25 protein-coding genes are annotated in these 26572 nt (G+C 55.0%); 13 read left to right on the top strand and 12 right to left on the bottom strand.

The genetic code is table 11. From position 1 onward, the window contains the following. The 4 genes from THS5294_RS18675 to THS5294_RS01205 all read left to right on the top strand — a co-directional run. On the top strand, positions 1–177 hold a 177-nt coding region (locus THS5294_RS18675; protein WP_268873736.1), incomplete at its 5' end, for a flagellin. A 78-nt stretch (positions 178–255) separates the two neighbouring features. Further along, entirely contained in the window at positions 256–630 is a 375-nt protein-coding gene (gene flaF, locus THS5294_RS01215; protein WP_058122290.1) for a flagellar biosynthesis regulator FlaF, read from the top strand. After that, a complete protein-coding gene (flbT, locus tag THS5294_RS01210; RefSeq protein WP_058122289.1) occupies positions 630–1034 on the top strand; it encodes a flagellar biosynthesis repressor FlbT in 405 nt (134 codons plus the stop codon). Before flaF ends, flbT begins: the two co-directional genes overlap by 1 nt. 47 nt (positions 1035–1081) lie before the next feature. After that, positions 1082–1825 carry a DUF1217 domain-containing protein gene (locus THS5294_RS01205; protein ID WP_233486380.1) on the top strand — a complete coding sequence of 248 codons (744 nt, stop codon included), beginning with the start codon at positions 1082–1084 and terminating at the stop codon, positions 1823–1825. Here the strand turns inward: THS5294_RS01205 and THS5294_RS01200 are convergent. Further along, a complete protein-coding gene (locus THS5294_RS01200; RefSeq protein WP_058122287.1) occupies positions 1822–2286 on the bottom strand; it encodes a tRNA (cytidine(34)-2'-O)-methyltransferase in 465 nt (154 codons plus the stop codon). The two genes, THS5294_RS01205 and THS5294_RS01200, sit on opposite strands and share 4 nt — an antisense overlap. Continuing rightward, positions 2283–3722, bottom strand: a complete 1440-nt coding sequence (gene dacB, locus THS5294_RS01195; protein ID WP_058122286.1) for a D-alanyl-D-alanine carboxypeptidase/D-alanyl-D-alanine endopeptidase — start codon at positions 3720–3722, stop codon at positions 2283–2285. The genes THS5294_RS01200 and dacB overlap by 4 nt, the downstream gene beginning before the upstream one ends. A 102-nt stretch (positions 3723–3824) precedes the next feature. On the opposite strand from dacB, the gene THS5294_RS01190 reads away from it, so the two are divergent. Next, positions 3825–4670 carry a DMT family transporter gene (locus THS5294_RS01190; protein WP_233486379.1) on the top strand — a complete coding sequence of 282 codons (846 nt, stop codon included), beginning with the start codon at positions 3825–3827 and terminating at the stop codon, positions 4668–4670. A 5-nt stretch (positions 4671–4675) separates the two neighbouring features. Here THS5294_RS01190 and uvrB read toward each other — a convergent pair whose 3' ends face one another. Beyond that, a complete protein-coding gene (gene uvrB, locus THS5294_RS01185) occupies positions 4676–6832 on the bottom strand; it encodes an excinuclease ABC subunit UvrB (RefSeq protein ID WP_058122284.1) in 2157 nt (718 codons plus the stop codon). 396 nt (positions 6833–7228) lie between these two features. On the opposite strand from uvrB, the gene THS5294_RS01180 reads away from it, so the two are divergent. Then, on the top strand, positions 7229–7540 hold the full coding sequence (locus THS5294_RS01180) for an ETC complex I subunit (protein WP_038007720.1): 312 nt from the start codon (positions 7229–7231) through the stop codon (positions 7538–7540). On the opposite strand, the gene THS5294_RS01175 is transcribed toward THS5294_RS01180, so the two are convergent. Both THS5294_RS01175 and THS5294_RS01170 read right to left on the bottom strand, forming a co-directional pair. Next, complete coding sequence (locus tag THS5294_RS01175) at positions 7537–8136, bottom strand: nicotinate-nucleotide adenylyltransferase (RefSeq protein ID WP_058122283.1); 600 nt, start codon at positions 8134–8136, stop codon at positions 7537–7539. The two genes, THS5294_RS01180 and THS5294_RS01175, sit on opposite strands and share 4 nt — an antisense overlap. Before the next feature lie 36 nt (positions 8137–8172). Continuing rightward, positions 8173–10149 (bottom strand): ethylmalonyl-CoA mutase, encoded by a 1977-nt coding sequence (locus THS5294_RS01170; protein ID WP_058122282.1) that lies wholly within the window; start codon positions 10147–10149, stop codon positions 8173–8175. A gap of 149 nt (positions 10150–10298) precedes the next feature. Between THS5294_RS01170 and THS5294_RS01165 the strand changes: the two genes are divergently transcribed. The 5 genes from THS5294_RS01165 (at position 10299) to THS5294_RS01145 (ending at position 16490) form a co-directional block, all read left to right on the top strand. Continuing rightward, complete coding sequence (locus tag THS5294_RS01165; RefSeq protein WP_072936791.1) at positions 10299–11729, top strand: 1-acyl-sn-glycerol-3-phosphate acyltransferase; 1431 nt, start codon at positions 10299–10301, stop codon at positions 11727–11729. 100 nt (positions 11730–11829) lie between these two features. Continuing rightward, on the top strand, positions 11830–13122 hold the full coding sequence (gene ccrA, locus THS5294_RS01160; RefSeq protein WP_058122281.1) for a crotonyl-CoA carboxylase/reductase: 1293 nt from the start codon (positions 11830–11832) through the stop codon (positions 13120–13122). Positions 13123–13485: 363 nt separating this feature from the next. Beyond that, complete coding sequence (locus tag THS5294_RS01155) at positions 13486–14199, top strand: helix-turn-helix transcriptional regulator (RefSeq protein ID WP_038007712.1); 714 nt, start codon at positions 13486–13488, stop codon at positions 14197–14199. 102 nt (positions 14200–14301) lie between these two features. After that, positions 14302–14916 (top strand): acyl-homoserine-lactone synthase, encoded by a 615-nt coding sequence (locus THS5294_RS01150; protein WP_058122280.1) that lies wholly within the window; start codon positions 14302–14304, stop codon positions 14914–14916. A gap of 41 nt (positions 14917–14957) precedes the next feature. After that, positions 14958–16490 (top strand): ATP-dependent DNA helicase, encoded by a 1533-nt coding sequence (locus tag THS5294_RS01145; protein WP_058122279.1) that lies wholly within the window; start codon positions 14958–14960, stop codon positions 16488–16490. 87 nt (positions 16491–16577) lie between these two features. Here THS5294_RS01145 and THS5294_RS01140 read toward each other — a convergent pair whose 3' ends face one another. Further along, complete coding sequence (locus tag THS5294_RS01140; RefSeq protein ID WP_038007706.1) at positions 16578–16979, bottom strand: tellurite resistance TerB family protein; 402 nt, start codon at positions 16977–16979, stop codon at positions 16578–16580. Positions 16980–17119: 140 nt separating this feature from the next. On the opposite strand from THS5294_RS01140, the gene THS5294_RS01135 reads away from it, so the two are divergent. Together THS5294_RS01135 and THS5294_RS01130 are read left to right on the top strand one after the other, a co-directional pair. Next, positions 17120–18694 (top strand): lysine--tRNA ligase, encoded by a 1575-nt coding sequence (locus THS5294_RS01135; RefSeq protein ID WP_058122278.1) that lies wholly within the window; start codon positions 17120–17122, stop codon positions 18692–18694. Between the two features lie 56 nt (positions 18695–18750). Further along, positions 18751–19149, top strand: a complete 399-nt coding sequence (locus THS5294_RS01130) for a DUF4864 domain-containing protein (protein ID WP_058122277.1) — start codon at positions 18751–18753, stop codon at positions 19147–19149. A gap of 48 nt (positions 19150–19197) precedes the next feature. Here the strand turns inward: THS5294_RS01130 and THS5294_RS01125 are convergent, their stop codons facing one another. From THS5294_RS01125 to motA, 6 genes are all read right to left on the bottom strand, one after another. Further along, the gene (locus THS5294_RS01125; RefSeq protein WP_058122276.1) at positions 19198–19542 is read right to left on the bottom strand and encodes a hypothetical protein; all 345 of its coding nucleotides are present in this window, start codon (positions 19540–19542) and stop codon (positions 19198–19200) included. Beyond that, the gene (locus tag THS5294_RS01120; RefSeq protein ID WP_058122275.1) at positions 19539–20627 is read right to left on the bottom strand and encodes an EscU/YscU/HrcU family type III secretion system export apparatus switch protein; all 1089 of its coding nucleotides are present in this window, start codon (positions 20625–20627) and stop codon (positions 19539–19541) included. Before THS5294_RS01120 ends, THS5294_RS01125 begins: the two co-directional genes overlap by 4 nt. Beyond that, positions 20624–21394 carry a flagellar biosynthetic protein FliR gene (locus THS5294_RS01115; protein ID WP_233486378.1) on the bottom strand — a complete coding sequence of 257 codons (771 nt, stop codon included), beginning with the start codon at positions 21392–21394 and terminating at the stop codon, positions 20624–20626. The genes THS5294_RS01120 and THS5294_RS01115 overlap by 4 nt, the downstream gene beginning before the upstream one ends. Next, positions 21391–23469, bottom strand: coding sequence for a flagellar biosynthesis protein FlhA (flhA, locus tag THS5294_RS01110; RefSeq protein WP_058122274.1), 2079 nt, complete (start codon positions 23467–23469; stop codon positions 21391–21393). The genes THS5294_RS01115 and flhA overlap by 4 nt, the downstream gene beginning before the upstream one ends. A gap of 159 nt (positions 23470–23628) precedes the next feature. Continuing rightward, complete coding sequence (locus tag THS5294_RS01105) at positions 23629–25707, bottom strand: hypothetical protein (protein ID WP_058122273.1); 2079 nt, start codon at positions 25705–25707, stop codon at positions 23629–23631. Continuing rightward, positions 25704–26570, bottom strand: a complete 867-nt coding sequence (gene motA / locus THS5294_RS01100) for a flagellar motor stator protein MotA (RefSeq protein WP_058122272.1) — start codon at positions 26568–26570, stop codon at positions 25704–25706. The genes THS5294_RS01105 and motA overlap by 4 nt, the downstream gene beginning before the upstream one ends. Between the last annotated feature and the right edge of the window lie 2 nt (positions 26571–26572).

Genomic DNA, 26572 nt, shown 5'->3' with positions numbered 1-26572 from the left:
ATCCGTCCGGGGTCAGGGGAAACACGTCCCCAAGCGGGTTTGTGCAACAAAGCCGATGCAGACATGGAAGAAGCATCCGCGCGCCTACAGGCCCTTCAGGTTCAGCAGCAGCTCGCAACCCAGTCGCTGTCGATCGCGAACCAGGCACCACAGTCGATCCTCTCGCTGTTCAGATAAGCACGTAACTCACGCTGACGCGTCACAACGGCGCGTCAGCTCCCTTTACGCTACGTACACGAGATTGGAGAACCCGCCGTGACCCCCCACGCACTCGCAAAATCAGCCTATGCCCCTCAGAACGCTCTGACCAACGATCCAAAACGGATCGAGTTTGCGGCATTTACCCATGTAACCAAGATGTTGACAGAGGTTCAAAGCGGCAAACGCCTGCCGCTCGGCTACAAAGCCGCCGCTATGCATGATAACCGACGCCTCTGGACCGAAATCGCAGCATTGGTCGCAGATGATGACAATCAACTGCCCAAAGACCTCCGCGCACGATTGTTCTACTTGGCTGAATTTGTTGCGCAACATAGCAGCAAGGTCTTTTCCCAAGACGCCAGCGTCCAACCACTAATTGATATCAACGCAGCCATTATGGGCGGCCTGAACGCACAGGAGGCCTCGTAATGTCTGGTCTTGTCCTAAAACTCAGCCCCCGTGAACGCGTCTTGATAAATGGCGCCGTAATCGAAAATGGGGAGCGGCGGTCACGCATCAACATCGTCTCGCCAAACGCGAATATTCTGCGACTTCGCGACGCCATTCATCCCGAAGAAGCCAACACGCCGGTCAAACGTATCTGCTATATTACCCAATTGATTTTGTCGGGTGACGTTGACGTAGAGATAGGGCGCCGGCAATTGCTCACGGGCGTTGAACAATTGAGCCAAGTTTTCAAAGATCCTGACAGCCGCGAAATCCTTGCGATTGCGACCGGCCACCTCGTGGATGCCAACTACTACCCCGCACTAAAGACGCTCAGATCTCTCTTGGATCGCGAAGAGCGGCTCTTGGCAGTACAGGCGTCATGACATTTCAACCCATCATTCCGGTGGGTGGCATAGCGGGCTGGCAAATTTTGCAGCGGACCGAAGAGTCGCAAAGAGAAACTTATGCCGCTAGCGGACAAACCAAGCGCGATCTCGATTATTTTCGCGAAAAGATAGGCGACATAAAAACACCAGAGCAACTCGTGGGTGACTTTCGCCTCCTCAGGGTCGCTCTGGGCGCTTTTGGTCTCGATGACGATATAGGCAACAAGTACTTCATCAAAACAGTGCTAGAGGAAGGCACGACGGATGATGATGCCCTTGCCAATAAGCTATCTGACAAACGCTATCTTGCTCTGTCAAAGGCATTCGGCTTTGGCGATTTTGATACGCCAAACACTGCTCTCTCAACCTTTCCAAACGAAATTGCCGCGAAATTCACTGACCGGAGTTTTGAAACAGCCGTAGGGCAAACGAACGACGACATGCGCCTTGCGCTCAACATGCGTCGTGAGATCGGAGAACTTGCGGAGGCCTCAACTTCGCAAACCACCAAGTGGTTCACAATTCTTGGCACACCACCCCTGAGGGCTGTATTCGAAGGGGCTCTCAACCTCCCCACAAGTTTCGGGAGCCTGCCGATCGACCGCCAACTAGAAGAGATTCAGATACGAGCGGAAAGCGTTTTGGGCACATCGGATCCCGCAGATTTAGGGAGCCCAGAAAGGTCTGAGCTATTGATCCAACGGTTTTTGGTATCCAGTTCAATCGAAGGCAGCAGCGGGATCAATTCTCCAGCGGCCAACGCTTTGGTCCTATTGGGCGGTCGCTAAAACGCTCCACGTAGAACCTGATAGGCAACTGCGGTCACAGTGTTGGCGAGATTGAGAGAGCGGATATGCTCAGATCGCATTGGTAAATTCACGACCTGCTCTTCCGCTCCCACGAGCAACTCCTTGGGCAGGCCTTTCGTCTCGCGGCCGAAAACAAGATAGGGATTTTCCGGAAAAGCGACATCGTAGATGGATTGCGGCCCAAAGTCTTCGAAGAAGAAAGTCACATCGCGCCGGGGCTGACGCGCAGCAATGAAATGTTCCCATGTGTCGAACTCGGTCAGATCGACATGTTTCCAATAGTCCAAGCCTGCACGACGCACAGTTTTATCAGATAATTCAAACCCATAAGGCTTAATCAGGATCAGTTCCATATCGAGGGCGACGCAGGTTCGACCAATTGCACCCGTGTTGCCCGGGATTTCGGGAGCAACTAGAACGACTTTGGGACGGTTGGTCACTTCGCGGCACCAATCCGGCGGATCAGGCGCGACTGCAAAACGCGCGCGCGGCGCGACCAAGCGCGCCCACCGGGGGGCCGTTCACGCTCTGCTTTGGAAAGCTGACCTCGCGTTGGCAAATCTGCCGAGAATATTGCAAATGCCACTGAGCGCTCAGAGTCACCCGGAAAATCGGCATACCCAGCCAAGCCACTTACGAAATTCAACGTTCCGGTTTTGGCTTTCACGTCATATGCTTCCGCATCATCACCGTCGCGCAATTTGAAAGGCTTCAAGATCGGGCGCAATCGGTTTTGCGCTTTATCCGATGCCAACACTTTTACAACATCACGCGCAGCTACTCGGCTTGCGTCACCCAAGCCAGAGTGATCCACAAGATCCATACGACGCGCACCGAATTCCTGCTCTACCCATGCCGACATCGCCTCAGCACTTTGCCGCAGACTTGATGCGCCCGAAGCCGCCAAGCCCACACACTCGGCTGTCAAATTGGTGGAGTATTTCAACATGTCTGCACAAATCTCTTCCAAGGGGCGGCTTTGAACTGTCGAAAGCACATCTATTGATGGCACGGATGTGGCTTCAGCATACCCATTCGCGACAATTCCGTGCGATCGCAAGAGCGTTGTCATGACATCTGCGGCATAAGCAATCGGCACTCGAACCGGCAACCAGCGCCCGCCTTTTTTACCAAGCGCACCGCGCGCGACTGACCATTGCTCTTGCTCTGGCATATCCCGATAGGCGAATACCGGGGCAGATCGGTCCACGACATCCATCGCAATGCCTTGCACACTCGGCCGATAGCGCGCTGTGCGCGCCTGTAGCGAGATTTCATACCCTGACTGCCCCGCCCGCCATTCAAAATGCACGCGATTGAAATTAAGGTTTATGCCCGAAACGGCCGGGTTGTAGCCGACATGATCAGGCTGGCTTGCGTCAATCATATCGCTTTGTGGTAAATGCCCCCCCCAAACCAGCAAGCGCCCTGTGACTTCGCGCAGACCAGCCGCCTTGGCCTGTGCTGCCAGATGCGCCAAATCATCTGTCGTAAGAGTAGGATCACCGCCACCCAACAGCACCAAATCCCCCTCAAGCCGACCATCGATCAACGTGCCCGCATAGCCAAGCCGCGTTTCAAAACGGAATTCCGAACCCAATCGCTCCAGCCCATAAAGCGCGGTCAAAGCCTTTGCCACACTCGCCGGTGGCAGGGCGCGCAGGGGTGAGGATGACGCCAGAATGCGCCCATCTTTAAGGTCGGAAAAAACCAATGAGGTTTGCCCGGACAGTTTCGACGCACGGACCAGCTCCTGCGCACTGGGCAACGTCCCATCGGGCCGCATTGCAGGGCGCACCGACTGCGCGGGGCTATTGGCCAATCCGGGCCCCGCTACGCTTGCGAATAGCCCATGCAAAAAGAAACGTCGGTCCATTAACTAGCCTTGTTATCCTGACACCACACTAAACGAAAAGCTCCGACCCACCACCCGAAATCATGGCCTTGCATGTGGCCCCACGCCTGCTACGGCTACGCCATGAATGCACGAATTCCTCTAAGCGCAGTCGGGCTAATGCTGCTTGGCATGTCCTTCATTCCCATGGGGGACACGGCGGGCAAACTGCTCATGGCGTGGTATGGCATTGACACTGGCTTCATCGCTTGGAGTCGTTTTTTCCTTGGTGCGGCCCTCGCGTTCATCGTGCTCCGCCAAGCGCCCCCTCTAAAGTTGATGCTAGACTCGCGCATCTGGCTCCGTGGCGGGCTGATCTCGGGTGGCATTCTCAGCATTCTCACAGCCCTCAAAACAGAACCTATAGCAAGCGTCTTTGGTGCCTTTTTCATCGGCCCTGCAGTTAGCTACATGCTTTCTGTTTGGCTCTTGAACGAACCCTTTTCACCGCAGCGTTTTTTACTGGTGATCCTCGGTTTTCTCGGCGTTTTACTGGTGGTCCAACCCGGCCCGAACATGAGCGTTGGCTTGCTGTTCGCCGTCCAAGCCGGTGTGTTCTATGGTGCCTTTTTAACCACTGCAAAGTGGCTGGCCCCTGTCGCCCCGGCCCCGCATCTGCTTTTGAGCCAACTGCTGGTCGGCAGTATCCTACTTGCCCCCGTCGGCATGCCCTCATTGCCGGCATTCTCGGCACCTATCGCGGGGCTCACGTTTCTCTCCGCTGGCTTTTCGGCAGCGGGCAACATGTTGCTGATCGTGGCCTACGGACGTGCAACCGCATCCGCACTGGCGCCTTTTGTCTACTTCCAGATCGTAGCGGCCACTGCACTGGGTGCGGTCGTATTTGCCACTCTGCCCGACATGCTGACATGGGTCGGACTAGCAGTTATTTTGATCGCAGGCACGGGGGCGGCCCTCGTAAGACGCTAGCGCCGCTATTTGCCGCGACGCTTCACCCCTCCGCGCTGCCCGGGCCGACCAGCCGTTGAGCGACCAGACATCTTGGTGGCATCCGCGACAGCCTTATCAATCACAGACTGACGCGCCAAAGGATCGTCTGACACAGCCAAATCCACAGCCTCAAGCCGTTTTACTTCATCGCGCAGTCGCGCCGCTTCTTCGAACTCAAGGTTCTCAGCCGCTTTGCGCATATCCACGCGCAGCCCATCCAAATGCGCCTGAAGGTTCGCACCAACCATGGGAGCATCAACCGTTGCGGTGACGCGGTTCATGTCGACATCACCCTGATAAAGCCCCGCCAACACGTCCTCGACGTTCTTTTTCACCGTCGCGGGTGTGATACCGTGTTCTTCGTTGTAGGCCATCTGCCTGTTGCGACGCCGCTCGGTTTCGCGCAAGGCGCGCTCCATTGAGCCAGTGATCCGGTCCGCGTACATAATCACGCGGCCATCCGCATTTCGCGCGGCACGCCCGATTGTCTGCACCAACGACGTCTCGGATCGCAAAAAACCTTCCTTATCGGCATCCAAAATAGCAACCAGCCCACATTCGGGAATGTCCAAGCCCTCGCGCAAAAGGTTGATGCCGATTAGCACGTCAAACGCACCCAGCCGCAAATCACGCAAGATTTCGATCCGCTCAATCGTGTCGATATCGGAGTGCATGTAGCGGACTTTGATACCCTGCTCGTGCATATACTCGGTCAGGTCTTCGGCCATGCGCTTGGTCAGCGTCGTCACCAGCGTCCTGTAGCCTGCCGCTGTCACGCGGCGCACCTCATCCAGCAGGTCGTCCACCTGCATATCGACCGGCCGGATCTCTACCAGCGGATCCAACAGGCCCGTCGGACGGATCACCTGTTCGGTGAATACCCCACCTGTTTGTTCGATCTCCCAAGCGGCTGGCGTGGCCGAAACAAAGACCGACTGCGGCCGCATCGCATCCCATTCCTCAAACTTGAGGGGACGGTTATCCATGCATGATGGCAGCCGGAAACCGTGCTCTGCCAAAGTAAATTTGCGCCGATAGTCACCTTTGTACATGCCGCCGATTTGGGGCACAGAAACGTGAGATTCATCGGCAAAGACGATGGCATTATCAGGGATATATTCGAACAACGTGGGGGGCGGCTCACCCGGCGCGCGCCCTGTCAGATAGCGAGAATAGTTTTCGATACCATTGCAGACACCCGTAGCCTCTAGCATCTCAAGATCGAATTTCGTGCGTTGCTCTAGACGCTGCGCCTCTAACAACTTGCCCTCACCCACCAACTGATCAAGCCGCATTTGCAGCTCAGATTTGATGCCCTTGACCGCCTGCTGCATGGTCGGACGTGGGGTCACATAGTGGCTGTTGGCATACACACGGATCTTGTCGAAAGAACCTGTTTTTGCGCCAGTAAGAGGATCAAATTCCGTGATCGCCTCCAACTCATCCCCAAAGAATGATAACTTCCAAGCACGGTCATCAAGGTGAGCGGGCCACACCTCAAGACTATCGCCACGCACGCGAAAACTGCCCCGTTGGAACGATGCATCGTTGCGCCGATATTGCTGGGCCACCAGATCGGCCATGACTTTGCGTTGGTCGTATTCATCGCCGGCAACCAAATCCATGGTCATGGCACCATACGTCTCGACCGATCCGATACCGTAGATACAAGATACCGACGCGACGATGATCACATCATCACGCTCCAACAGCGCTCGCGTCGCAGAGTGGCGCATGCGGTCAATTTGTTCGTTAATCTGGCTTTCTTTTTCGATGTAAGTATCCGAGCGCGCAACATATGCCTCGGGCTGGTAGTAGTCATAGTAGCTGACGAAGTATTCTACTGCGTTATCCGGAAAGAAGCCTTTGAACTCCCCATAGAGCTGCGCGGCGAGCGTCTTGTTAGGGGCCAGAATGATCGCAGGGCGCTGGGTTTCTTCAATAACCTTTGCCATCGTAAAGGTCTTGCCCGTGCCTGTCGCGCCGAGCAGAACCTGATCCTGCTCACCCGAAAGAACACCTTGGCTGATCTCTTTGATGGCTGTCGGCTGGTCCCCTGCCGGTGAGAACTCAGTCGCCATCACAAAGCGTTTGCCACCCTCAAGCTTCGCGCGGGGAGCTTCAATCGTTACGTCGGTCATGCCATGATTCCTCTTACAACTCCCAAATTGAGGCGATCATAGCGCAATTCAAGGTCATGAATTATTGCCATTTCATATAAATTCATGACGAAAATCCAATTTATACGTGTAATTTCGGTACCTTGCGAAACTAAGTCAAATTTTAAGAAAGTTGTTACAACTTTAGGGCGAAAAAATACTCGACCTAACTTTTAGATAGGTCTATGGTTAACGGGCAAGCAGCAGATCGATTGTCGGTCGGGGTCGTACCACCCACCCCACCCCTCGCTCCCTCGAGCCCGACTGACAATCACTCCCCCCACATAAACAGTGACATCCCGCCTCGGATCGACCGCGATCTATTGCGCAGATGTGCGATGTGGAGGATAAGAGACGCAACGACGACAGGAGCTTCCCATGCGCGCACGCATCTACTGCCCAGCACGAACAGCAATGCAATCCGGCACCGCGAAAACAAAGTCTTGGGTTTTGGAATATGCGCCCGCATCAGCCCGCGAAGTAGACCCTTTGATGGGGTGGACCTCATCGTCAGACACCCAGTCGCAAGTCAAACTGACGTTCGACAGCCAAAAGGCTGCGGAGGCCTACGCGAAGTCAAAAGGCCTCGATTATGTTGTGCAAAAACCCAAAGCCAGAGCCGCGAATGTGCGCGCAGGTGGATACGGTGAAAACTTTGCGACCAACCGCCGCGGCGTCTGGACTCACTAGCCCCATTCGCCTTTTTCGCGGATTTCAGAGCTTGAAATGCGTCGCATCGGGATGTTGACGAAGCTCCATGCAGGAGCGGTATGAACCCCCAGCCCAAACGCATCCCGCTTGCGGACACGATACTGCCCATACAGTTGTGCGACCTTTGATGTGCGCGCTGGAATACGGTCGCCCGGTCGGGCAAGCACCCCGAGCGGAACACGTTCGATAATCTCACGCCAACGTTCCCAGCGGTGAAACTGCGCCAAGTTATCTGCGCCCATCAGCCAAACGAAACGCACGCCCGGATAACGCAGCTGCAAGGCGGCAATGGTCTCGGCGGTGTAGCGGGTACCTAGCTGCGCCTCTACATCCGTGACTGTCACACGAGGGTGCTGCATCAAGCTGCGCGCGTGCGCCAAGCGCGCTTCAAGCGACGCTGGGCCGCGCGATTTCAACGGATTTCCCGGTGTGACCAGCCACCAAACATGATCAAGGCCAAAGCGTTTCAACGCCTCACGTGTGATATGCACATGCCCCGCGTGAGCCGGGTCAAATGACCCACCCAACAGCCCGATCACCTGACCGGGGCGCGCATATGGAAGGCCTAAACCCATGCTTTTCCGTGCCATGCGCGGCACGGGGGCGCAAGCCTACTCGGCAGCGACAGGCTCAGGCGTTGCCAAAGTGACGATGTCTTGCATGATCCGGTTCAGTTCAAAATCTTTGGGCGTGTAGACCTGTGCCACCCCAAAGGACCGCAGCTTTTCGGCATCCTCGTCGGGGATGATCCCCCCCACAACGACGGGAACATTGCCCAAACCTGCCGCGCGCATCCGGTCCATCACATCCGCGATCAGCGGCACATGCGAACCCGACAGGATCGACAAGCCGACAACATGCGCCTCATCCTCAAGCGCCGCTTTTACGATCTGCTCCGGCGTGAGCCGAATGCCCTCATACGCAATATCCATTCCACAATCACGGGCGCGGAAAGCAATCTGTTCAGCACCGTTTGAGTGGCCATCTAACCCCGGCTTACCCATCAAGAACTTCAACCGGCGGCCAAGCTTGTCGCTGACGGCATCAACAGAAGCCCGCAAATCATCCAAGCCTTCCGTCTTGTTGGAAACCGACCGGGAGACCCCCGTGGGACCACGATATTCGCCGTGTACTTTGCGCATCACACCGGACCATTCGCCCGTGGTCACACCGGCCTTTGCCGCAGCAATCGAGGGGACCATGACGTTTTCCCCGCTCTGTGCAGCAGCCCGTAGGTCCGCCAGAGCAGCCTCAACTGCTTGTGCATCGCGGGCGTCTTTCCATGCGTTCAAGCGGTCAATCTGCTCCTGCTCAACAGCGGGATCGACGACCATGATGCCACCTTCTTCGTCAACCAATGGCGAAGGCTCACCTTGTTCATACTTGTTCACGCCTACGACAACGGTCTCACCGCGCTCAATCCGGTTAAGGCGATCTGCATTGCTCTCGACCAGGCGGGATTTCATGTATTCGATTGAAGCGACGGCACCGCCCATCGCATCCAGATTAGCCAATTCTGCCCGAGCGCCGTCTTTCAACGCCTCAACTTTGGCATCAACTGCCGGGTTCCCGTCAAACAGATCAGGATATTCCAACAAGTCCGTTTCTAGCGCCAAAATCTGCTGCATCCGCAGGGACCATTGCTGATCCCATGGGCGCGGCAGGCCCAACGCCTCATTCCAAGCGGGCAATTGTACCGCACGTGCCCGTGCTTTTTTCGAAAGCGTCACGGCCAGCATTTCGATCAAGATCCGGTACACGTTGTTTTCTGGTTGCTGCTCAGTCAGGCCCAGCGAGTTCACCTGAACCCCGTAGCGAAAACGGCGCATCTTGGGATCTTCGACGCCATAACGCTCACGGCAAATCTCATCCCACAGATCGACAAAGGCGCGCATTTTGCACATCTCAGTCACAAAGCGGATACCTGCGTTCACAAAGAACGAAATCCGCCCAACAAGCGTGGGGAAGTCTTCGGCCGGGACGCGTGGGCGCAGTTCATCCAACACAGCCGTTGCCGTCGCCAATGCAAAGGCCAGCTCCTGCTCTGGCGTCGCACCGGCCTCTTGCAGGTGATAGGAACACACGTTCATCGGGTTCCATTTCGGCACGTTCGTGTAGCAATAGTCGGCCACATCCGCGATCATCTTGAGCGATGGCGCAGGCGGCAAAATATAGGTGCCACGGCTGAGGTATTCTTTGATCAGGTCGTTTTGCACGGTGCCTTGAAGCTTGGACACATCTGCGCCCTGCTCTTCTGCCACAGCGATATACAGCGCCAGAAGCCATGGTGCCGTCGCGTTGATCGTCATCGACGTGTTCATTTGTTCCAGCGGAATGTCCTGAAACAAGGTGCGCATGTCACCCAAGTGACTGACGGGCACACCGACTTTGCCGACCTCACCGCGCGCCAAAATGTGGTCGCTGTCGTAGCCGGTCTGCGTCGGCAGATCGAAAGCCACGGACAAACCTGTCTGACCCTTTGCCAGGTTCGAGCGGTAAAGCGCGTTAGAGGCCGACGCCGTGGAGTGCCCCGCATACGTCCGAAACAGCCAAGGGCGGTCTTTTTTCACGGCTGGTGCGTCGGACATGGGGAACTCCTGAATCAGTTTCGGCAATTTTATTCCGCTATAGCGTTACTATGCGACAGAATATAACGCTGTCAATCGCCGCGCTGCGGCATAACACCCTACGCCTACCATTTACCGCCGCACAAAAACACGTCAGGGTGAGCGCCACCATGTTTGATACCGTCGCAATCCCTATTTGGGCCATCGTGCTCACGGGCCTTTTGGCCCTTGTCGCCGCACTGGACAAAATCCTGCTGCCTTCGGTGCGCTGGTTCCTACGGCGTCGGCTGGAACGCGCCGTGGAGCGTTTGAACACACGGCTAGAGCGCCCGATTCAACCGTTCAAATTGGCGCGTCGGTTCGACACAATCCAACGCCTGTCCTATGATCCAGAGGTTGCCCGCGCCATTGCCGAGCATGCCGCAGAGAACAACATCCCAGAGCAGGTCGCCTTTGAAAAAGCCCAGCGCTATGCGCGTGAAATTGTGCCGGGGTTTTCTGCATTTACCTATTTTGGTTTTGCGATCCGCGCCGCCAAATGGCTGTCCAAATCGCTCTATCGCGTGCGGCTGGGTTATTTTGACGAGGAAGCCCTGCGCGCGGTCGACCCTGAAGCCACCGTCATTTTTGTGATCAATCACCGATCCAACATGGATTACGTTTTGGTAACGTGGCTTGCAGCAGAGCGTTCTGCACTGGCTTACGCCGTGGGCGAATGGGCACGCGTCTGGCCCCTACAACAGTTGATCCGAGCCTTGGGCGGTTATTTCATCCGGCGGCGACAATTGAACCCGCTGTATCGCAAGGTCCTGTCGCGCTACGTACAAATGGCCACCGAGGGTGGCGTGACCCAAGCGATGTTCCCCGAAGGTCGCCTAAGCATGGATGGTAATTTGGGCGCTCCCAAGCTGGGCCTGCTCAGCTATGTGATTGCGGGCTTCACCCCTGGCAAGAGCCGCGAAGTGGTGTTTGTGCCCGTGGGGCTTAACTATGACCGCGTAATTGAAGACCGCGTCCTGACCCGCGCAAAAGACGGCGCTAACGGCTCGACCCGCCGGTTTCGGCTACGACCCATCATGATCTTGCGTTACCTCTATCTTCATCTCCTACTGCGCCTGCGAGGTGGTTTTCACCGCTTTGGCTACGCCGCGGTCAGCTTTGGCGCCCCCTTGTCATTGACAGCCTTTCTTGAGCGCGAGAGCGAAAATACCGCAGAAGCCCTTGCTAAGGAGTTGATGGGAAGGATTGACCACATCCTACCGGTTTTGCCCGTGCCCATTATGGCGTCGGTCATTCGCGACCGCGCACCTTTGCCCCTGCCTGAACTGCACGCAGCGTTTGAAGGGTATCTCGCCAAAATCCAAGAAACCGGCAGTCATGTGCATATACCTCGGACCGACATGGCCTATGCGGCAGAGGTTGGCCTGCGCGCGCTCACGCTGCGGGGCATCGTGGAAACGCGTGACGGATTGCTGCAGGCCACCGAAAAGGAAGCGCGGCTTTTGCATTATTACGCGAACATGCTGCCAAAAGGAGCTGCTGACGCAGTATCAGACACCTCAAGCGCGAACCAAAGACATAAAATTACCGAAAATCCATAATTAAGTTTGCATTATTGCGCAGCCGAGTTTACTCCATGTTGCAACGCAGCGTGGATGCGATTCTGCGACGCGGCAACTGAGAATTAAGTGGAGATGGAGTATGGCTTTGGACACGAACGCCGAACTGGCTGTGTATGACGCGCCGCAAAAGGACCTGTACGAAATGGGCGAGATGCCTCCCATGGGGTACGTGCCCAAGCATATGTATTCCTGGGCGATCCGCCGCGAGCGTCACGGTGATCCCGACAAGGCCATGCTCAAAGAAGTCGTCGAAGTCCCGACCCTCGACAGCAACGAGGTCCTCGTCCTCGTGATGGCTGCGGGCGTGAACTACAACGGCGTGTGGGCGGCCCTTGGCCAGCCGATCAGCCCGTTTGACGGCCACCAACAGCCCTATCACATCGCGGGTTCCGATGCGTCTGGCATCGTTTGGGCCGTTGGTGACAAGGTAAAGCGCTGGAAAGTTGGCGACGAAGTTGTGGTTCACTGCAACCAAGACGACGGCGACGATGAGGAATGCAACGGTGGCGATCCAATGTATTCCCCCACTCAGCGGATTTGGGGCTATGAGACGCCTGACGGGTCGTTCTCACAGTTCACACGGGTACAGGCACAGCAGTTGATGCCACGCCCCAAGCACCTGACGTGGGAAGAAAGCGCGTGCTATACGCTCACGCTCGCAACCGCTTACCGTATGCTGTTTGGCCATGAGCCCCACGACCTGAAGCCTGGTCAAAACGTTCTGGTATGGGGCGCATCCGGCGGCCTTGGCTCCTACGCGATCCAGCTGATCAACACGGCGGGCGCCAACGCCATCGGTGTGATTTCCGACGAAGACAAGCGTGAGTTTGTCATGGGGCTCGGCGCCAAGGGCGTTATCAACCGTCGCGATTTCAATTGCTGGGGTCAGATGCCCACCGTGAACACTCCTGAATACGCAGTGTGGTTCAAAGAGGCGCGCAAATTCGGCAAGGCCATCTGGGACATCACCGGCAAGGGCGTGAACGTCGACATGGTGTTCGAACACCCGGGTGAGAGCACATTCCCCGTCTCGAACCTTGTGTGTAAAAAAGGTGGTATGGTCGTAATCTGCGCCGGCACCACTGGCTTCAACTGCACATTCGACGTGCGCTACATGTGGATGCACCAAAAGCGCCTGCAAGGGTCGCACTTCGCGCACCTCAAGCAAGCGGCAGCAGCCAACAACTTGATGGTCGAGCGGCGTCTTGACCCATGCATGTCCGAAGTTTTCCCGTGGGACGACCTGCCCGAGGCACACATGAAAATGCTTCGCAATGAGCATAAGCCCGGGAACATGTCCGTTTTGGTCCAAGCCCCCAAGACCGGCCTGCGCACCCTAGAAGACGTGTTGGAAGCTGGTCCAAAAGCTTAATTAGAATCACTCCCAAGCATGGCCCGCGCAGAGAGATTTGCGCGGGCCATTTGCGTTGCGAAACACAGTTCGAGCGATTTCCGAGCCTTATTTTGACCTCCCTCCCTATTTCTGGGGAGGGAATTATCGCGAATTTCGCGGAAAAGCGTCGAATGATAGTGTTCTCTTTACCAACCGTTAACCATTCAAAGGGGACTCTGGTGATGTCGAAAGACTGGATTATTGACGTGCTGACCGACCTGCGGGCATTTGCGCATCTTAACGAGCTACCATCATTGGCTGAACACCTCGATGACACAGTACTCGTGGCTGCGGCAGAGCTCGCGGAGAACGCGTTGCACCGCCAAAACGGAACTGTGGTGTATGACGCGACGACTAGAAACATTTCTGGACAGCCTCACTCAGGCTTCAAGTCTTGATGACCTACAGTCGTCAGTCGTTCGCTTGCGCGACGTCTATGAGGTTGAGCACCTCGTCTATCACTCAGTTAAATCAACCGGTCAGCAATACGCCGCGCTGACCTATGACCCAAGCTGGGTCGATCACTATGTTGCAGAAGGTTTCGAAAAAATTGACCCGGTCGTGCAAGGGTGCTTCCAACGCTTTACCCCTGTGGATTGGAAACGCCTAGATTGGTCCCACAAAAGCGCCCGCACCCTGCTCGGAGACGGAATTACTGCGGGTCTTGGGAACCAAGGGTTTTCAATACCTATCCGCGGCCCTGCCGGGCAGTTTGCTCTATTCACAGTGAATCACAAAGCAAGTGATGAGCAATGGGCCTCCTTTACGACGGAATACATGCACGAACTGATCTTGGCGGCGCACTATATGAATGAGCGTGCACTCGCGATGGAGGGGAGTGATGAAATCAAAGCCGGTCAGTCATTATCTCCGCGCGAAACAGATGCTTTGACGCTTTTGGCTGCGGGCATGAATCGCTCTCAAGCTGCAGAACGGCTCAAGATTTCGGAACATACACTGCGGGTTTATATCGAATCTGCCCGGTTCAAATTGGGCGCGGCAAACACGACCCATGCTGTTGCAAACGCACTTTTGCGGGGGCTCATCTGCCTCTGAGCAGCTGCGGTTGCGCGATCTTTGTCTTCGCGCACGCTAGGAAACCGTTAACCTGCACGACCCTAGCTCCTCGTCCCTATCACGGACGACAGGAGCCCCAAAATGATCCGCTATCTCTACGCCACCGAACTCGCCACCTTCCCCACATTGACCGACACCATGTTCCGCGACCGCGCCACACAATTCCGCGATCGCCTCAAGTGGGATGTCAGCGTCGATGAAAAAGGTTGGGAAACGGACCAATACGATGCGATGAACCCGCTTTACCTGATTTGGGAAAAATCGGATGGCACACATGGCGGCTCCATGCGTTTTTTGCCCACCACCGGTGATAATATGACCGCCGATGTTTTCAATCACCTGACCGACGGCGTGACTATTCGCAGCCCTTTGATTTGGGAATGCACGCGGTTTTGCCTTGCACCCGACGCCACACCAAATACAGCCGCTGCCTTGATGTTGGGCGCAGCTGAGCTTGGAATTGGCATGAACCTATCCCACTCCGTCGGTGTGTTTGACGCTAGAATGACGCGTATTTACAAACGCTTGGGCTGGGCGCCAGACGTATTGGGAACACAAGATGGTATCTCAACTGGGCTTTGGGCCTTCCAGCCAGACATGCGCGAAAAAATGGCGGCCAAGGCCGAAATCTCAACGTTATTGTCCGGTCAATGGTTCCAAAACGCATTTGGCCCCCTACCAATGATGACCGGCTGATCCCACTGGCACACCGCCATGGCCTAGCCTAGTGTGCGGCCATGGCGCAAACACCCATCAAATTCTCCGACGATCAGGCCGAAGCCTTTGACAGCATTTCAAAGATTTTGAAAAGCGCGGGCGTTAATCTTGATGATGCCCTGTTAACACCCCTAGGCGATGGAAAATCCAGCGTTACAGCCGTCATCGGCAAGGCTGGCAGTGGGAAAACGCTGCTGCTAGCCAAGCTCGTAGAAGCACTCCAAGACGCTGGTCTAGAACTAGTGTCGGGCGATTATGAAGGCAAAAGCCGCAAGGACAAACGAACGCTCGCCGTTCTGGCTCCAACAAACAAAGCCGCCTCAGTTTTGCGCAACCGTGGCGTGCCCGCCACAACCATTCACCGCATTCTATACACACCGGTCTACGACCCTGAGTATGAAAAAATTGCAGAGTGGCTCGCCGAAGATGGGAACCGTCCCAAAATCGCCGACATCACAGATGAGGCATTGGATCGCGCTGCCCGTGTCTACTCTGAGACGAAATCAGTCCCTGCAGCATTGGCCGCCGCTGGGCTCAAAGGCTCTGATTTCATCACAGGCTGGAAGCGCAGAGAATCTCCGTTAGACATTGGTTTCGTTGATGAATCGTCAATGCTGGACGAAAAACAGTACGATGACCTGCGTGAGATTTTCCCAACGCTAGTTCTCTTCGGAGATCCAGCGCAGTTGGCTCCCGTCGGCCAATCCGGAGAGATGGTGTTTGACCGGCTCAGCGACAAGAAACGACTGATCCTAAACCGTATCCATCGCCAGGCAGACGACAACCCAATCCTTGACCTCGCACATGCGCTTGGCGACCCCGATCTAGAGTTTTCTCGATTTGAAGACATGATCGAAGAAGCTGCGCAGAAAGATCCGCGTGTTGAAGTTGCAGCGCGCGTGAACAGCGATTTGATGGCCCGCAGCCCCGTTTTGGTCTGGCGCAACGCAACACGTGTGCGGCTGATCCGTGCTTTTAGGATGGCGCACGAGGCACCCGAGGATGCGCTTCTCCCAGGGGAGCCCTTGATATGCGATGGGATCGAGCTGCCGCTTAAACATCGTAAACGCCGGATTGACCTGGAAGCCCGCGGATTAATCAAAGGCGCCCAGGTCGTATACCTAGGCCCCGGGCGAAAACCCGGATTTTCACGACTTCATGTCGTCGGGGCACCGGACCCGCAGATCTCAGCCGCATCGATCGTCAAAATCGAACTGCCAGATGAAGATGAGCCATTCCTCCCTTTCGCAGCACATATGGGTGCTGCATTCTTACACGGTGCGGCAGTCACAATACACAAAGCTCAAGGATCTCAGTGGGATGAAGTGCAGGTATTCGCACCGGATCTATACGCTGCATCTCGTGCTGGCCGTATGGAAGCGGGCCAAGCTCTTTGGAAGCGCCTTGCCTATGTTGCAATTACTCGCGCCGCATCGCGTCTGATTTGGGTGAAACGGTACGCCCTTGCTCGCCCCGAAGGACTACTGGGCACTGACGACCTCAAAGCCCCGGTCACAGAGTTTACGCTCACCCAAACATCCGCGGATGAATGACGGACGAACCCCGTCATCGGCACGTAAGCGCCTAACACTTTCTTAAAACTCTTAAATCAATTCGTCCGACACTCTTCAGTGCGAACGCTAGAGAGGGAGATGACGCGCTCTCGCTCCGCGTTCAATCGCGGCTGCGTGCAGACGATCAATCGCAAGCTCGTAGCGCACCTCTTTTAGCAGTTCGAGCTCTGTCTGCTGCAACCGCCCATCCGCAGCAGCAACATCACAAGCCAACGCATATGCTGTCTCAAAATGTGACACTGGGATCGCATCCTTGATCAACCCAAACAGCGCGTCCAACCCGTCCTCTTCTTCCAACAGGTCAAACACAGTCTGTGCGGCCTGCTGCATACGGTCGATATCGTACTCTGCAAAAATCGGCAGATGGTTTACGATTTGTTGGATCGTCAGCAGTTCCGAAGTGCGAATGTTCGCATCCGACGCAGAAACCGCGATCATCAATGCGACCAGCGCGTCTTGCGCGGTCATTGCTTGGGGGTTTTCTGTCACGGCGTACTGGCTTTCGTTTAAGGGCTATATGACCAATTTATTGACCCCAGACCCCACCCGCAATAGGGAGTGGTCGCATCTGTCCAAATCCGGACGCATTCAACAGGATAATCCCGATCATGAGCACTCTTCGCGACGCTGCACTCACCTCCAAGGCCTGGCCTTTTGAAGAGGCTCGCCGTCTGCTCAAACGGGTCGAAAAGCGCCCCCCCGAAAAAGGCTATGTCCTGTTTGAAACGGGTTACGGGCCCAGTGGCCTGCCCCATATCGGTACATTTGGCGAGGTTGCCAGAACCACTATGGTACGGCGCGCTTTTGAGGTGATCTCCGACATTCCCACGAAACTGATCTGTTTTTCTGACGATTTGGACGGAATGCGGAAGGTTCCTGGAAATGTGCCCAATCCTAGAGACTTGGACGAACATCTACAGCGACCGCTGACCTCTGTTCCTGATCCATTTGGCGAATACGAAAGCTTTGGGCATCACAATAACGCGATGCTACGCCGCTTTCTTGATACATTTGGATTTGAGTACGAGTTCATCAGTTCCACCGATTTCTATCGCTCTGGACAATTTGATCCGGTACTGCTGCGCGCGGCTGAAAAATACGATGACGTCATGGCCGTTATGCTTAAATCGCTCCGCGAAGAACGGCGCCAAACCTACTCGATCTTTCTGCCAATTCATCCCGAAACGGGGCGCGTTCTTTATGTGCCGATGAAACATGTCGACGGTCAAAAAGGCGAGATCACATTTGATGACGACACCGGTCGAGAATGGACGCTGCCGGTCACCGGCGGCAACGTAAAGCTACAATGGAAGCCTGATTTTGGTGCACGGTGGGCTGCACTTGACGTCGATTTTGAGATGTATGGCAAGGATCACTCGACCAATACGCCAATTTACGACCGTATTTGCGAAATCCTTGGGGGCAAGAAGCCTGAGCATTTCACGTATGAACTGTTCCTCGATGAAAGCGGGCAAAAAATCTCAAAAACGAGCGGGAATGGCATCAGTATTGATGAATGGTTGACCTATGCGTCTTCTGAGAGCCTGTCCTACTTTATGTATCAAAAGCCAAAAACAGCGAAAAGGATGCACTTTGATGTGATCCCAAAAGCCGTCGATGAATACCATCAACAGCTTCGCGCCTATCACACGCAAGATCCTGAAAAGCAGGCGGCAAACCCGGTATTCCACATCCATGGTGCGGACGTGCCGCAGTCGGATTTGGTGGTGCCGTTTTCGATGCTGATGAACTTGGCAAGTGTGGCAAACGCCGAAAACAAAGACCAACTGTGGGGCTTCATCCAACGCTATGCGCCAGACGCGGCACCCGCTACGCACCCCGGCCTTGATGCCGCCGCAGGTTTTGCCGTCCGGTACTACAATGACTTTGTTGAGCCGCACAAAACTTACCGCGCGCCCAGCAACATCGAACGCGAGGCACTGACCGCTCTGCGCGAGGGGCTAGTATCGTGGGAGGGTGAGGCGGACGCAGAAGCGCTGCAAGGCCTTGTTTTTGCTTGTGGGCGTGAGCGATTTGACCCGATGCGAGACTGGTTCAAAGCGCTATACGAGGTCCTTCTGGGCGCGTCACAAGGCCCGCGTTTTGGGGGCTTCATCGCCCTTTATGGCGTTGCCGAAACAATTGCGCTCATCGATGCTGCACTCGAAGGTCAGCTCGGCTAATTTGCCAAACGGCGCATTGCGGCTAGCATAAAGGGGAGAAAACCCCGGAGGCCGCTATGCGCACTTTACTCTTTTCGTTGATCCTCATCGTGACTGGGATGTCTGCACGCGCTGATGAAGCGGCCATCCAATCTGTGATCCAATCGCAGATCACAGCCTTTAAACAGGATGATTTTGCGACGGCCTTCACCTACGCAAGCCCTACGATCCGCCAGCTCTTTGGAACGCCTCAGCAATTTGGCATGATGGTGCGCCAAGGCTATCCGATGGTTTGGCGCCCAGGCCAGGTTGACTTTCTGCCCTTAAAAACAGAGCCGAACCGCACGTTTCAGGATGTCATGATCACGGATCAAACGGGTGTTGTGCATGTGCTACGCTACACGATGGTTGAGGGAGAAATCAGCTGGAAAATCAATGGCGTGCAGGTATTGCAGACACCACAAGTCGGCGCGTAGGGCCGTTCTGAACCCATATTGGTATGTCACTGGCAGGCGTACCTGCGCCTAGGGTCGCTTTTTTCGATCTTTGATCAACTGCTTTATCACCTGTGATCGCGCCTCATCTTTGGCCGCCATCTCTTTCACCGGCTGCGCACGGGCCATCGCCATGGCCAGGTCAGACTGCAAAACCTCATTCCGCTTTGCAGCCCAAATGGCATAGCGATCATCGGCCGCTGCCTGTGTTGGCGTTTCGGCGGCGATAGTGGCGCGCGCGGCTGTGACTTCACGCATAACCGCAGCAATTTCATCGATCTCCGCCCGATGGGCGGACAGCTTAGCGCGGCTTATCTCTGATTTCAGCTCAGTGAGTTCCCTAAGCGCATTCAACTGCTGAAATTTACGTGTCATGTCCTGCGGCTCCCTTTTGCCTTTTTGCGCATCTCATCGGCAAAACGAACAGCGATTGCGACGGCAGCAAAATGTTCGCGATTGATTGGCGCGCCAATTTCCACCGTGGCGTGCAGCGCGCGTGCCGTTGGCGGATCACGGTGAATTGGCACGCCATGTTCTGCAGCAACTTTGCGAATTTGCGCTGCAATTTCATCCACTCCCTTAGCCACACACATGGGCGGCGTCGGATCAGTCGGAGACCACTTGAGGGCGACCGCATAATGCGTGGGATTAACCACAACCACCGCAGCATCAGGCACGTCTGCCAACATCTGGTTGAGCGCAATCTCTTGTGCTCGCTGTCGTCGCTGGCCTTTTACATGCGGATCACCTTCGGATTTTTTGGCCTCTTCTTTCAGTTCTTTCTGGGACATCATCTGCTTTTTCAAATGGTCAAAGCGTTGCCAGAAATAATCGATCGCACCAATCAGGCCAGCAATCACAAACACAATGATGAGGAACTCGCGAAGCAGCGCCCCCATCAACGCCACCAATTGACCCGGCTCAGCATTCATCGCACCAATCATGGGGTCCAAATTGCGCGCAAAGAACCAAACTAGGACACCGGAGATAATGATAAGTTTGACGGCCGACTTGAGAAATTCAAACAGGCCTGAGGGTCCAAATTTCTGCTTCGCATTGCTCAGAAGCGAAACCTTTGAAAGCTTGGGTTCCAGCTTAGCTGGCGCGAACACGATCGCCTGCTGCGCAACCAACGAGATCAACGTCCCGAAGGCCGGAAAAATGAAAAATGCCGCTGCGGCAAGGCCTGCGGCTAATAGAATCTCACCATGCAAATGCGCACCGCCCGAGGACAACAGCGTTTCGGAATAGGCATCCGCGTTTTCTAGAAGCCCGCTCGAAAACTGTCCAAAATAGGACAAAGCCGCCGGTGCTGCGATCCCAAGGGATAGCAGAAGACCGGCATAGCTGGCCGCCGTATGAAGATCAGTTGATTTTACAAAATCACCCTTCTTACGCGCTTCGAGCAGCTTTTGCTCCGTCGCCTCATGGGATTTTTCAGAGCTGTCATCGTCGCTCATGGCAGGGCCTGCAAGGGGGCTGCGAGCACCGCATCAAACCGCTGCAACCAAATCGGCAAGAGGATCGGAAGCGAAATAAACAGCAGGATCATGCCACCGGCTGTGATTGCCGGCGCGCCGACAAAGGCCACCATCAACTGCGGCATCGCCTTGTTAATGATGCCCATTGCAACGTTGTAGATGAGGGAAACCAAAACGAACGGTGCTGCCAAGACGAACCCCAAACCAAAGATGCTCGCGACGCTATCCACGCCCCATGTCATCACATCCAGTGGCAAAAGGAAGACGCCGATGGGCAAAAACCCATATAGCTCGACAAGTGCCCATATGATTTTAATGTGGAGATCTGCCAATATAATCAACACTAAACCCGCCATGTATATGATATTAGACAGTGCGGGTTGAGGATCGATGGATGGCCCGCCCAGCAGTTGCGACAAGGATGTGGATTGGGCCGCAATCGCCCCCGCCACCAACAGAGCATGGCTTAGAAAACGAAGCGTGATGCCGAACATGAAGCCTACAAGCGTTTCTGAAAAGAATAAGAACACCAATGGCGCGCCCGGTTCGATGCTTGGGAGGGTCACCGCCGGAAAAACGCTAACGACCACAACAAGAGCAATGGCCAGTTTGACACGCGCCGGGATCATCTGATCCCCAAGAGCGGGCAGGACTGAGACAAAGGCGCCAATCCGCAGAAATAAGAAGCCAAAGAGGGTCAAGGCATCTTGCCCAAAACCCGATATCTCTTGGATCTCAACCATCATGTGGCGACGAGGCCCACGATTGCCGGTTTCACATCTGGGCCAAGTTCTTCGAATGCAAGGACAGGATTGCTGAGGCCACTGGAACGTAAAACGGTGTGTAGATATCTTCGGCGCCTGCTCGACGTAATCAGAGCAGGAAAATCGCCCCGTTCTGCGGCAGAACCAACCCGCTCCCCGATACCAGAGGCTAGTTTTGAAAACAGTGCGGGCGGAAGAGCTACGTCTATATTGCCATGCTCCCCGCGTGTCTGATGAGACTCGAACACCGTCTCCCAATCCGGGGCAAGTTGGATCAAGGGCAACGTCCCGTCAGCGCGTCGGAACTCAGCTACAATTTGGAAGCCAAGCCGCTGACGAACGTGCTCACAAATGGTTTCGAGCGGTGCTTGAGCGGCACGCATTTCTGCGATTGCCTCCAAGATGAGCGGGAGATTACGAATGGAAACCCGTTCACTTAGCAGCATCTGCAAAACCGCCATCAAGGTTTCCATCGGCACCTTGTCAGGGATCAAATCATCAACGAGGCGGCGGTTACTTGATGCCCGCACCGGATTGCTGGGACTGGTAAATTCATCCAACAATCGTTGCAGCGACTTGAGCCCCAGCAAACGCGGCAGGTTGCCTTTGATCACCTCCAAAAGGTGCGTCGCGAGCACCTCACCCGGCGAAACCGTTGTAAACCCGGCAAGCGCCATAGCCTGTTCTTCGCTCTTGGGTATCCAGCGCGCGGGCGCCCCATAAACCGGTTCTTTCACGCTGCGCCCAGCCGGTGTATCTGCATTTTCATCCGGCAGGAGCACCAAAACACTGTCCTGCTCCAGCGTGTCCTTGGCCTGTTCAACGCCCAACAAGCGAATGACATATTGGCCAGCAGGCAGACCGATATCGTCAGTCAGTCGCACCTCAGGCAGAATGAGCCCAAAGGACTGAGCAATATGCTCGCGCATGCTTGTGATACGTGCCTCCAGCCCAGATGCCGGATCGAGAGCGAGCGAAACCAAATCAGGCGCAAATTGTACATGGATTTCATCAAGTTCAAGAAGATCACCTATTCGGGTCTCTGGCACTCGGTCTTCATGTTGAGGCTCAGTTTCATTTTCTTCCTCCTGCTGGGCAGCGCGGTGACCATAGTAGGCCGCCGCAAACAGGCCAATCGCGCCCAATAAAAAGGGAATAAACGGAAGCCCCGGAACCAAGGCAAAAAGAGCTAGGATAAAGCCAACGGTCATAAGAGCCGTTGGGTAACGACCTAATTGTGCAAACACCGCCGCATCGGTAGCGCCGGTCGTGCCACCCCGCGCCAGAAGAAGCGCGGACGCGATAGAAATAATCACAGCCGGAATTTGAGAAACAAGCCCATCGCCAACCGTAAGAATTGCGTATGTTTCAAAAGCAGTACCTAGATCCAAGCCATGGACTACTGTGCCAATCACAAGGCCCATGACGAGGTTAAGGAGTGTTATCAAAAGTCCGGCAATCGCGTCGCCCTTTACAAACTTTGACGCACCATCAAGAGAGCCAAAAAAGGTCGTTTCAGCTTGTTCAATTTCGCGGCGGCGCTTGGCCTCAGTATGATCAATGGCACCCGCGGACATATCGCTGTCGATCGCGAGCTGTTTGCCGGGCATCCGATCCAACGCAAAACGCGCGCCAACTTCAGCCATGCGCGTCGCGCCCTTTGTGATCACCACAAAGTTCACAATCAGCAAAACGCAGAACACGACAACGCCCAAGAACACGCTGCCGCCCATGACAAAGTTGGCAAAACCTTCGATCACATTGCCTGCTGCGTGGGTGCCAGAATGCCCCTCACCAATAATCAGCTTGGTTGATGAAACGTTCAGCGATAGGCGCAGCATCAAAGACGCGAGCAGAACGGTGGGAAAAGCTGAAAAATCCAACGGTCGCTCAATGAAAAGCGTGACCGTGAACATCAAAATCGCAAGCGCGAAGGAAGCAGCCAAGCCGATGTCGAGCACCCAAGCCGGCATTGGCAAAATCATCATGACGATGATCGCCATCAGAGCCAATGCAAGCAACGTCGTCGGCTTAAACAATGTTGAAATGAAACCCATTCTGGCTCCCAATGGCGTTCAACATCTGGGACCGAAACTGTGGATACCAGAGGTCTTTCACCAAGAAGCCTAGAGAAACAGAGTTACTAAATGATTGAAAATAGAGGCGCACGTAGCACTATGCTCGTGCTGAAAGTACTTGACCAAGGCAATCGTTGGCTATTCCTCCCGCAGCAGCCCTTGAATGGCGGCCCTCATTTGGGAGGTCTCTTCCAAAAGCGTTGTCATTGTAGCCGGGCGCTCAGATTTCGACTGTGTATCCATCTGATCCAAAAGGGCTTGCCTAGGGTAAGACTGTATTTCCTTTGCCTCCACCCTCTGGGAAATCCATCCAGCCGGCGCATGCAGAGGATCTGCTTCGGCAAGATATGGGAAAGCCTCTTCATATTTCCCCATGCGCAAATATGCGTAGGCTCTGATCTGGCGTGCTTCATCCGTCGACAGGGTGGCAACACGCGATAATGCTTCGAGCGGATCACCCATCGCCAGAAAGGCACGTGCCGAAATAAGTCTCTTTTCTGGCGATTGATCCAAATCCCGGCGCGTCATCAATTGAAGCGCTTTGCTTGGCATGCCGACGTCGACCATACGCCGCGCCACACTCAAAATAGTATCTGTATCGACAGTATCAGACGTGACCAGATCACCTAGCCCGACAACAAATAGTGCGAACTCATCCGCTGGTACCACTTCAGTCGCCAAGGATACCAAAGCATTCAGATGGGCCATGGTGTGTTCTGGCTGAACGAGCAAAAGCCGTTCATAGGACTGTAATGCTTCAAACGGATACCCCGAAAGCACGAGGCCAGAAAGCAGACCTGCGTGAATACCGATGCGGGTAGCGTCGTCCTCAACTGTCTCCACGAAGGAGCCTGCAAAGGTCAAAAGCGCGTCATCTAGAGCAATGCGCGACTGCATATGCTCTTGCAGCAGAGCATTAAGTGCTTGCGCAGATGGTGGAGTGTTTGCGAAGGCAAGCGCCCTGAGTGCAGCGAGGCGATCCTCTAGCTGAAGCTCGGCCAAGGCAACGGGATCATACACTTCCTCCTCGCCTTCGCTTGAACCATTTGTTCGCGCCATTAGCCCCTCGATTTGGCGGGCTGCATTTTCATACCCACCGGTTCTAAGCCTCGCAGCAACCTTGCCCGCATAAGCATTACGGTACTCGAGACCCATTTTGGCCAGAGTAACCTCAACCGCACTTTCATTGAGATTTGCGCCGTCAGGCAGGGCGCCTACCGAAAGTACCGCCCAAAACGCAAGTGCGTTTGGGCAGGCAAATGCCACTCGGAGCGTCGAGGACGAAGGACTAGGCAAGCCATCTACAATATGGGCCAAGGCTTCCATTAGAGAGCTATCTTGACTACTCATTTGAAGGATTGCACGCGCTTCAGCACCAAACCCCAAGGCAATATATCCAGCTGCAAGGGAACGTGCGCGCTCTGGATCGATTTGGCCGCTATCATCAAAGATCTCACGCCGCATTTGGCCGATAGACTGAAGAACGTCCTGATGGGGGGGCCATTGGCTGATATCGGCATAGGCAGGTAGGTCGCAGATCTCTTGTTGCGCCATCGCAACCTGGGGCGGCTGATTTCGCAAAGGCGTGTTAATCTCAATTTGCGAGGGACCATCGCCCACACTCGCGTCACTATTCGGTGCAAGATTACCAGATGGAGCCAGCAATTGAGCCGCAACCGCATTAGTCATCCCAGATGCCAAAACATCATCTGAAAAGCTTTGCACGTTTTCGTCGATCTCTGGTGCAATAGTTGGCAGCATTCTCTCTGCGAGTGTAGCGATAGGGTTGGGCTGGTCACCGCCGAACGAAAATATAGGTTGTTCGGTAGACGTTGTTTCTGTTGGCTCAGTGGGGCTTGCTTCATCCAAAACATCAATCACGACAAAGCGGCCATCAAACCGAAAAACCTCAACATCGCAATCACATCCTAACTGTAGCTCCACAAGACCACGGTCAGCGCTAATACGATCCAGCCGCCCAGTGGGAAGCCGCGACAGCAGCCCCTCAGTACTTAGAGTTGCATCAAGTTTTGGAAAAGAAATGCGCACGGCGCGATCGGATTTCTCAATGCTCCAAGTGATCTCTTCCTCCAGAGGGAAAACGATCCGCGAGAACGTTTCGTGTTCACCCGATTGCGCGATCAATTCTTCTTGGGCCGAAGCTGCCGAGGTGAATAGAGCGAACAGCAAGGCGGAGCCGGTAGCAAGCAACCTCATGCCGCACTCTTCACGTCTTTGAGCGCTTCTTCCACATCGGCAAACGATGGCCGTATGTGCGTTGGTGTGTTTTGGCGCCCAACCTCAATACAGATATTCGTCGCGTGGTTATGCAGGTTGGTCACGAGGACTTCTCTGATAAGGCGGTAGAAGTGCACATCTTCCTCGACCACAGTTTTTACGCGCGCCGCAAACGGCCCAACCAGGCCATAGGCCAAGAAAACGCCTAGAAACGTCCCAACCAAAGCGCCACCGATCAACTTGCCCAGTACTTCTGGTGGTTGATCAATCGACCCCATGGTTTTGATCACGCCCAACACCGCCGCCACGATGCCCAGCGCAGGCAAACCATCAGCGACTGTTTGGAGCGCGTGACTGGAGTGAAGCGCGTGATGGGCGTTTGCCTCCATCCTCTTTTCAAGAACCTCTTCGACTTGGTGTGGGTCATCATAGTTCATCGACGCGGCGCGCATCGTGTCACAAATCAGACCGACGGCTTCATTATCCGCGAGAATCTTAGGGTATTTCGTGAAGATGCTTGAGGTTTCTGGCCCCTCGATATGCTCCTCCACCGCCACCGCATTCTGTTTCGCCAGACGAATAAGTTCGAAGAGGAGGCACAGCAAATCGCGGTAGTCTTCAGTCTTCCACTTGGGACCTTTGAAGACTTTTCCAACATCTTTGAGGGTATGTTTGACCTCTGACATGCTGTTAGCGATGAGAAACGCCCCAACTGCGGCGCCACCGATCATCGTCATCTCAAAGGGCAGCGCTTTCATAATGATGCCCATCTTGCCGCCAGCCGCTAAGTAGCCGCCGAAGACCATGACAAAGACGCAAACGATCCCAATAATTCCGGTCATAT

This window comes from Thalassobacter stenotrophicus (assembly GCF_001458315.1).
GTDB classification, from domain to species: Bacteria; Pseudomonadota; Alphaproteobacteria; order Rhodobacterales; family Rhodobacteraceae; genus Thalassobacter; species Thalassobacter stenotrophicus.
Note: the sequence above shows the minus strand (reverse complement) of the source record. Positions and strands in the feature narration are given on the sequence as shown.

Coding starts and splice junctions, on each gene's coding strand:
- THS5294_RS01175 (WP_058122283.1), bottom strand. CDS start 8,136: ATGGGTTTAGGCCTTCCATATGCGCGCCCCGGTCAGGTGATCGGGCTG.
- THS5294_RS01145 (WP_058122279.1), top strand. CDS start 14,958: ATGGCGCAAACACCCATCAAATTCTCCGACGATCAGGCCGAAGCCTTT.
- flhA (WP_058122274.1), bottom strand. CDS start 23,469: ATGGGTTTCATTTCAACATTGTTTAAGCCGACGACGTTGCTTGCATTG.
- THS5294_RS01140 (WP_038007706.1), bottom strand. CDS start 16,979: ATGACCGCGCAAGACGCGCTGGTCGCATTGATGATCGCGGTTTCTGCG.
- THS5294_RS01165 (WP_072936791.1), top strand. CDS start 10,299: ATGTTTGATACCGTCGCAATCCCTATTTGGGCCATCGTGCTCACGGGC.
- flbT (WP_058122289.1), top strand. CDS start 630: ATGTCTGGTCTTGTCCTAAAACTCAGCCCCCGTGAACGCGTCTTGATA.
- THS5294_RS01120 (WP_058122275.1), bottom strand. CDS start 20,627: ATGAGCGACGATGACAGCTCTGAAAAATCCCATGAGGCGACGGAGCAA.
- THS5294_RS01190 (WP_233486379.1), top strand. CDS start 3,825: ATGAATGCACGAATTCCTCTAAGCGCAGTCGGGCTAATGCTGCTTGGC.
- motA (WP_058122272.1), bottom strand. CDS start 26,570: ATGACCGGAATTATTGGGATCGTTTGCGTCTTTGTCATGGTCTTCGGC.
- THS5294_RS01105 (WP_058122273.1), bottom strand. CDS start 25,707: ATGAGGTTGCTTGCTACCGGCTCCGCCTTGCTGTTCGCTCTATTCACC.
- uvrB (WP_058122284.1), bottom strand. CDS start 6,832: ATGACCGACGTAACGATTGAAGCTCCCCGCGCGAAGCTTGAGGGTGGC.
- THS5294_RS01150 (WP_058122280.1), top strand. CDS start 14,302: ATGATCCGCTATCTCTACGCCACCGAACTCGCCACCTTCCCCACATTG.
- THS5294_RS01170 (WP_058122282.1), bottom strand. CDS start 10,149: ATGTCCGACGCACCAGCCGTGAAAAAAGACCGCCCTTGGCTGTTTCGG.
- THS5294_RS01180 (WP_038007720.1), top strand. CDS start 7,229: ATGCGCGCACGCATCTACTGCCCAGCACGAACAGCAATGCAATCCGGC.
- THS5294_RS01115 (WP_233486378.1), bottom strand. CDS start 21,394: ATGATGGTTGAGATCCAAGAGATATCGGGTTTTGGGCAAGATGCCTTG.
- ccrA (WP_058122281.1), top strand. CDS start 11,830: ATGGCTTTGGACACGAACGCCGAACTGGCTGTGTATGACGCGCCGCAA.
- THS5294_RS01155 (WP_038007712.1), top strand. CDS start 13,486: ATGACGCGACGACTAGAAACATTTCTGGACAGCCTCACTCAGGCTTCA.
- dacB (WP_058122286.1), bottom strand. CDS start 3,722: ATGGACCGACGTTTCTTTTTGCATGGGCTATTCGCAAGCGTAGCGGGG.
- THS5294_RS01125 (WP_058122276.1), bottom strand. CDS start 19,542: ATGACACGTAAATTTCAGCAGTTGAATGCGCTTAGGGAACTCACTGAG.
- THS5294_RS01135 (WP_058122278.1), top strand. CDS start 17,120: ATGAGCACTCTTCGCGACGCTGCACTCACCTCCAAGGCCTGGCCTTTT.
- THS5294_RS01130 (WP_058122277.1), top strand. CDS start 18,751: ATGCGCACTTTACTCTTTTCGTTGATCCTCATCGTGACTGGGATGTCT.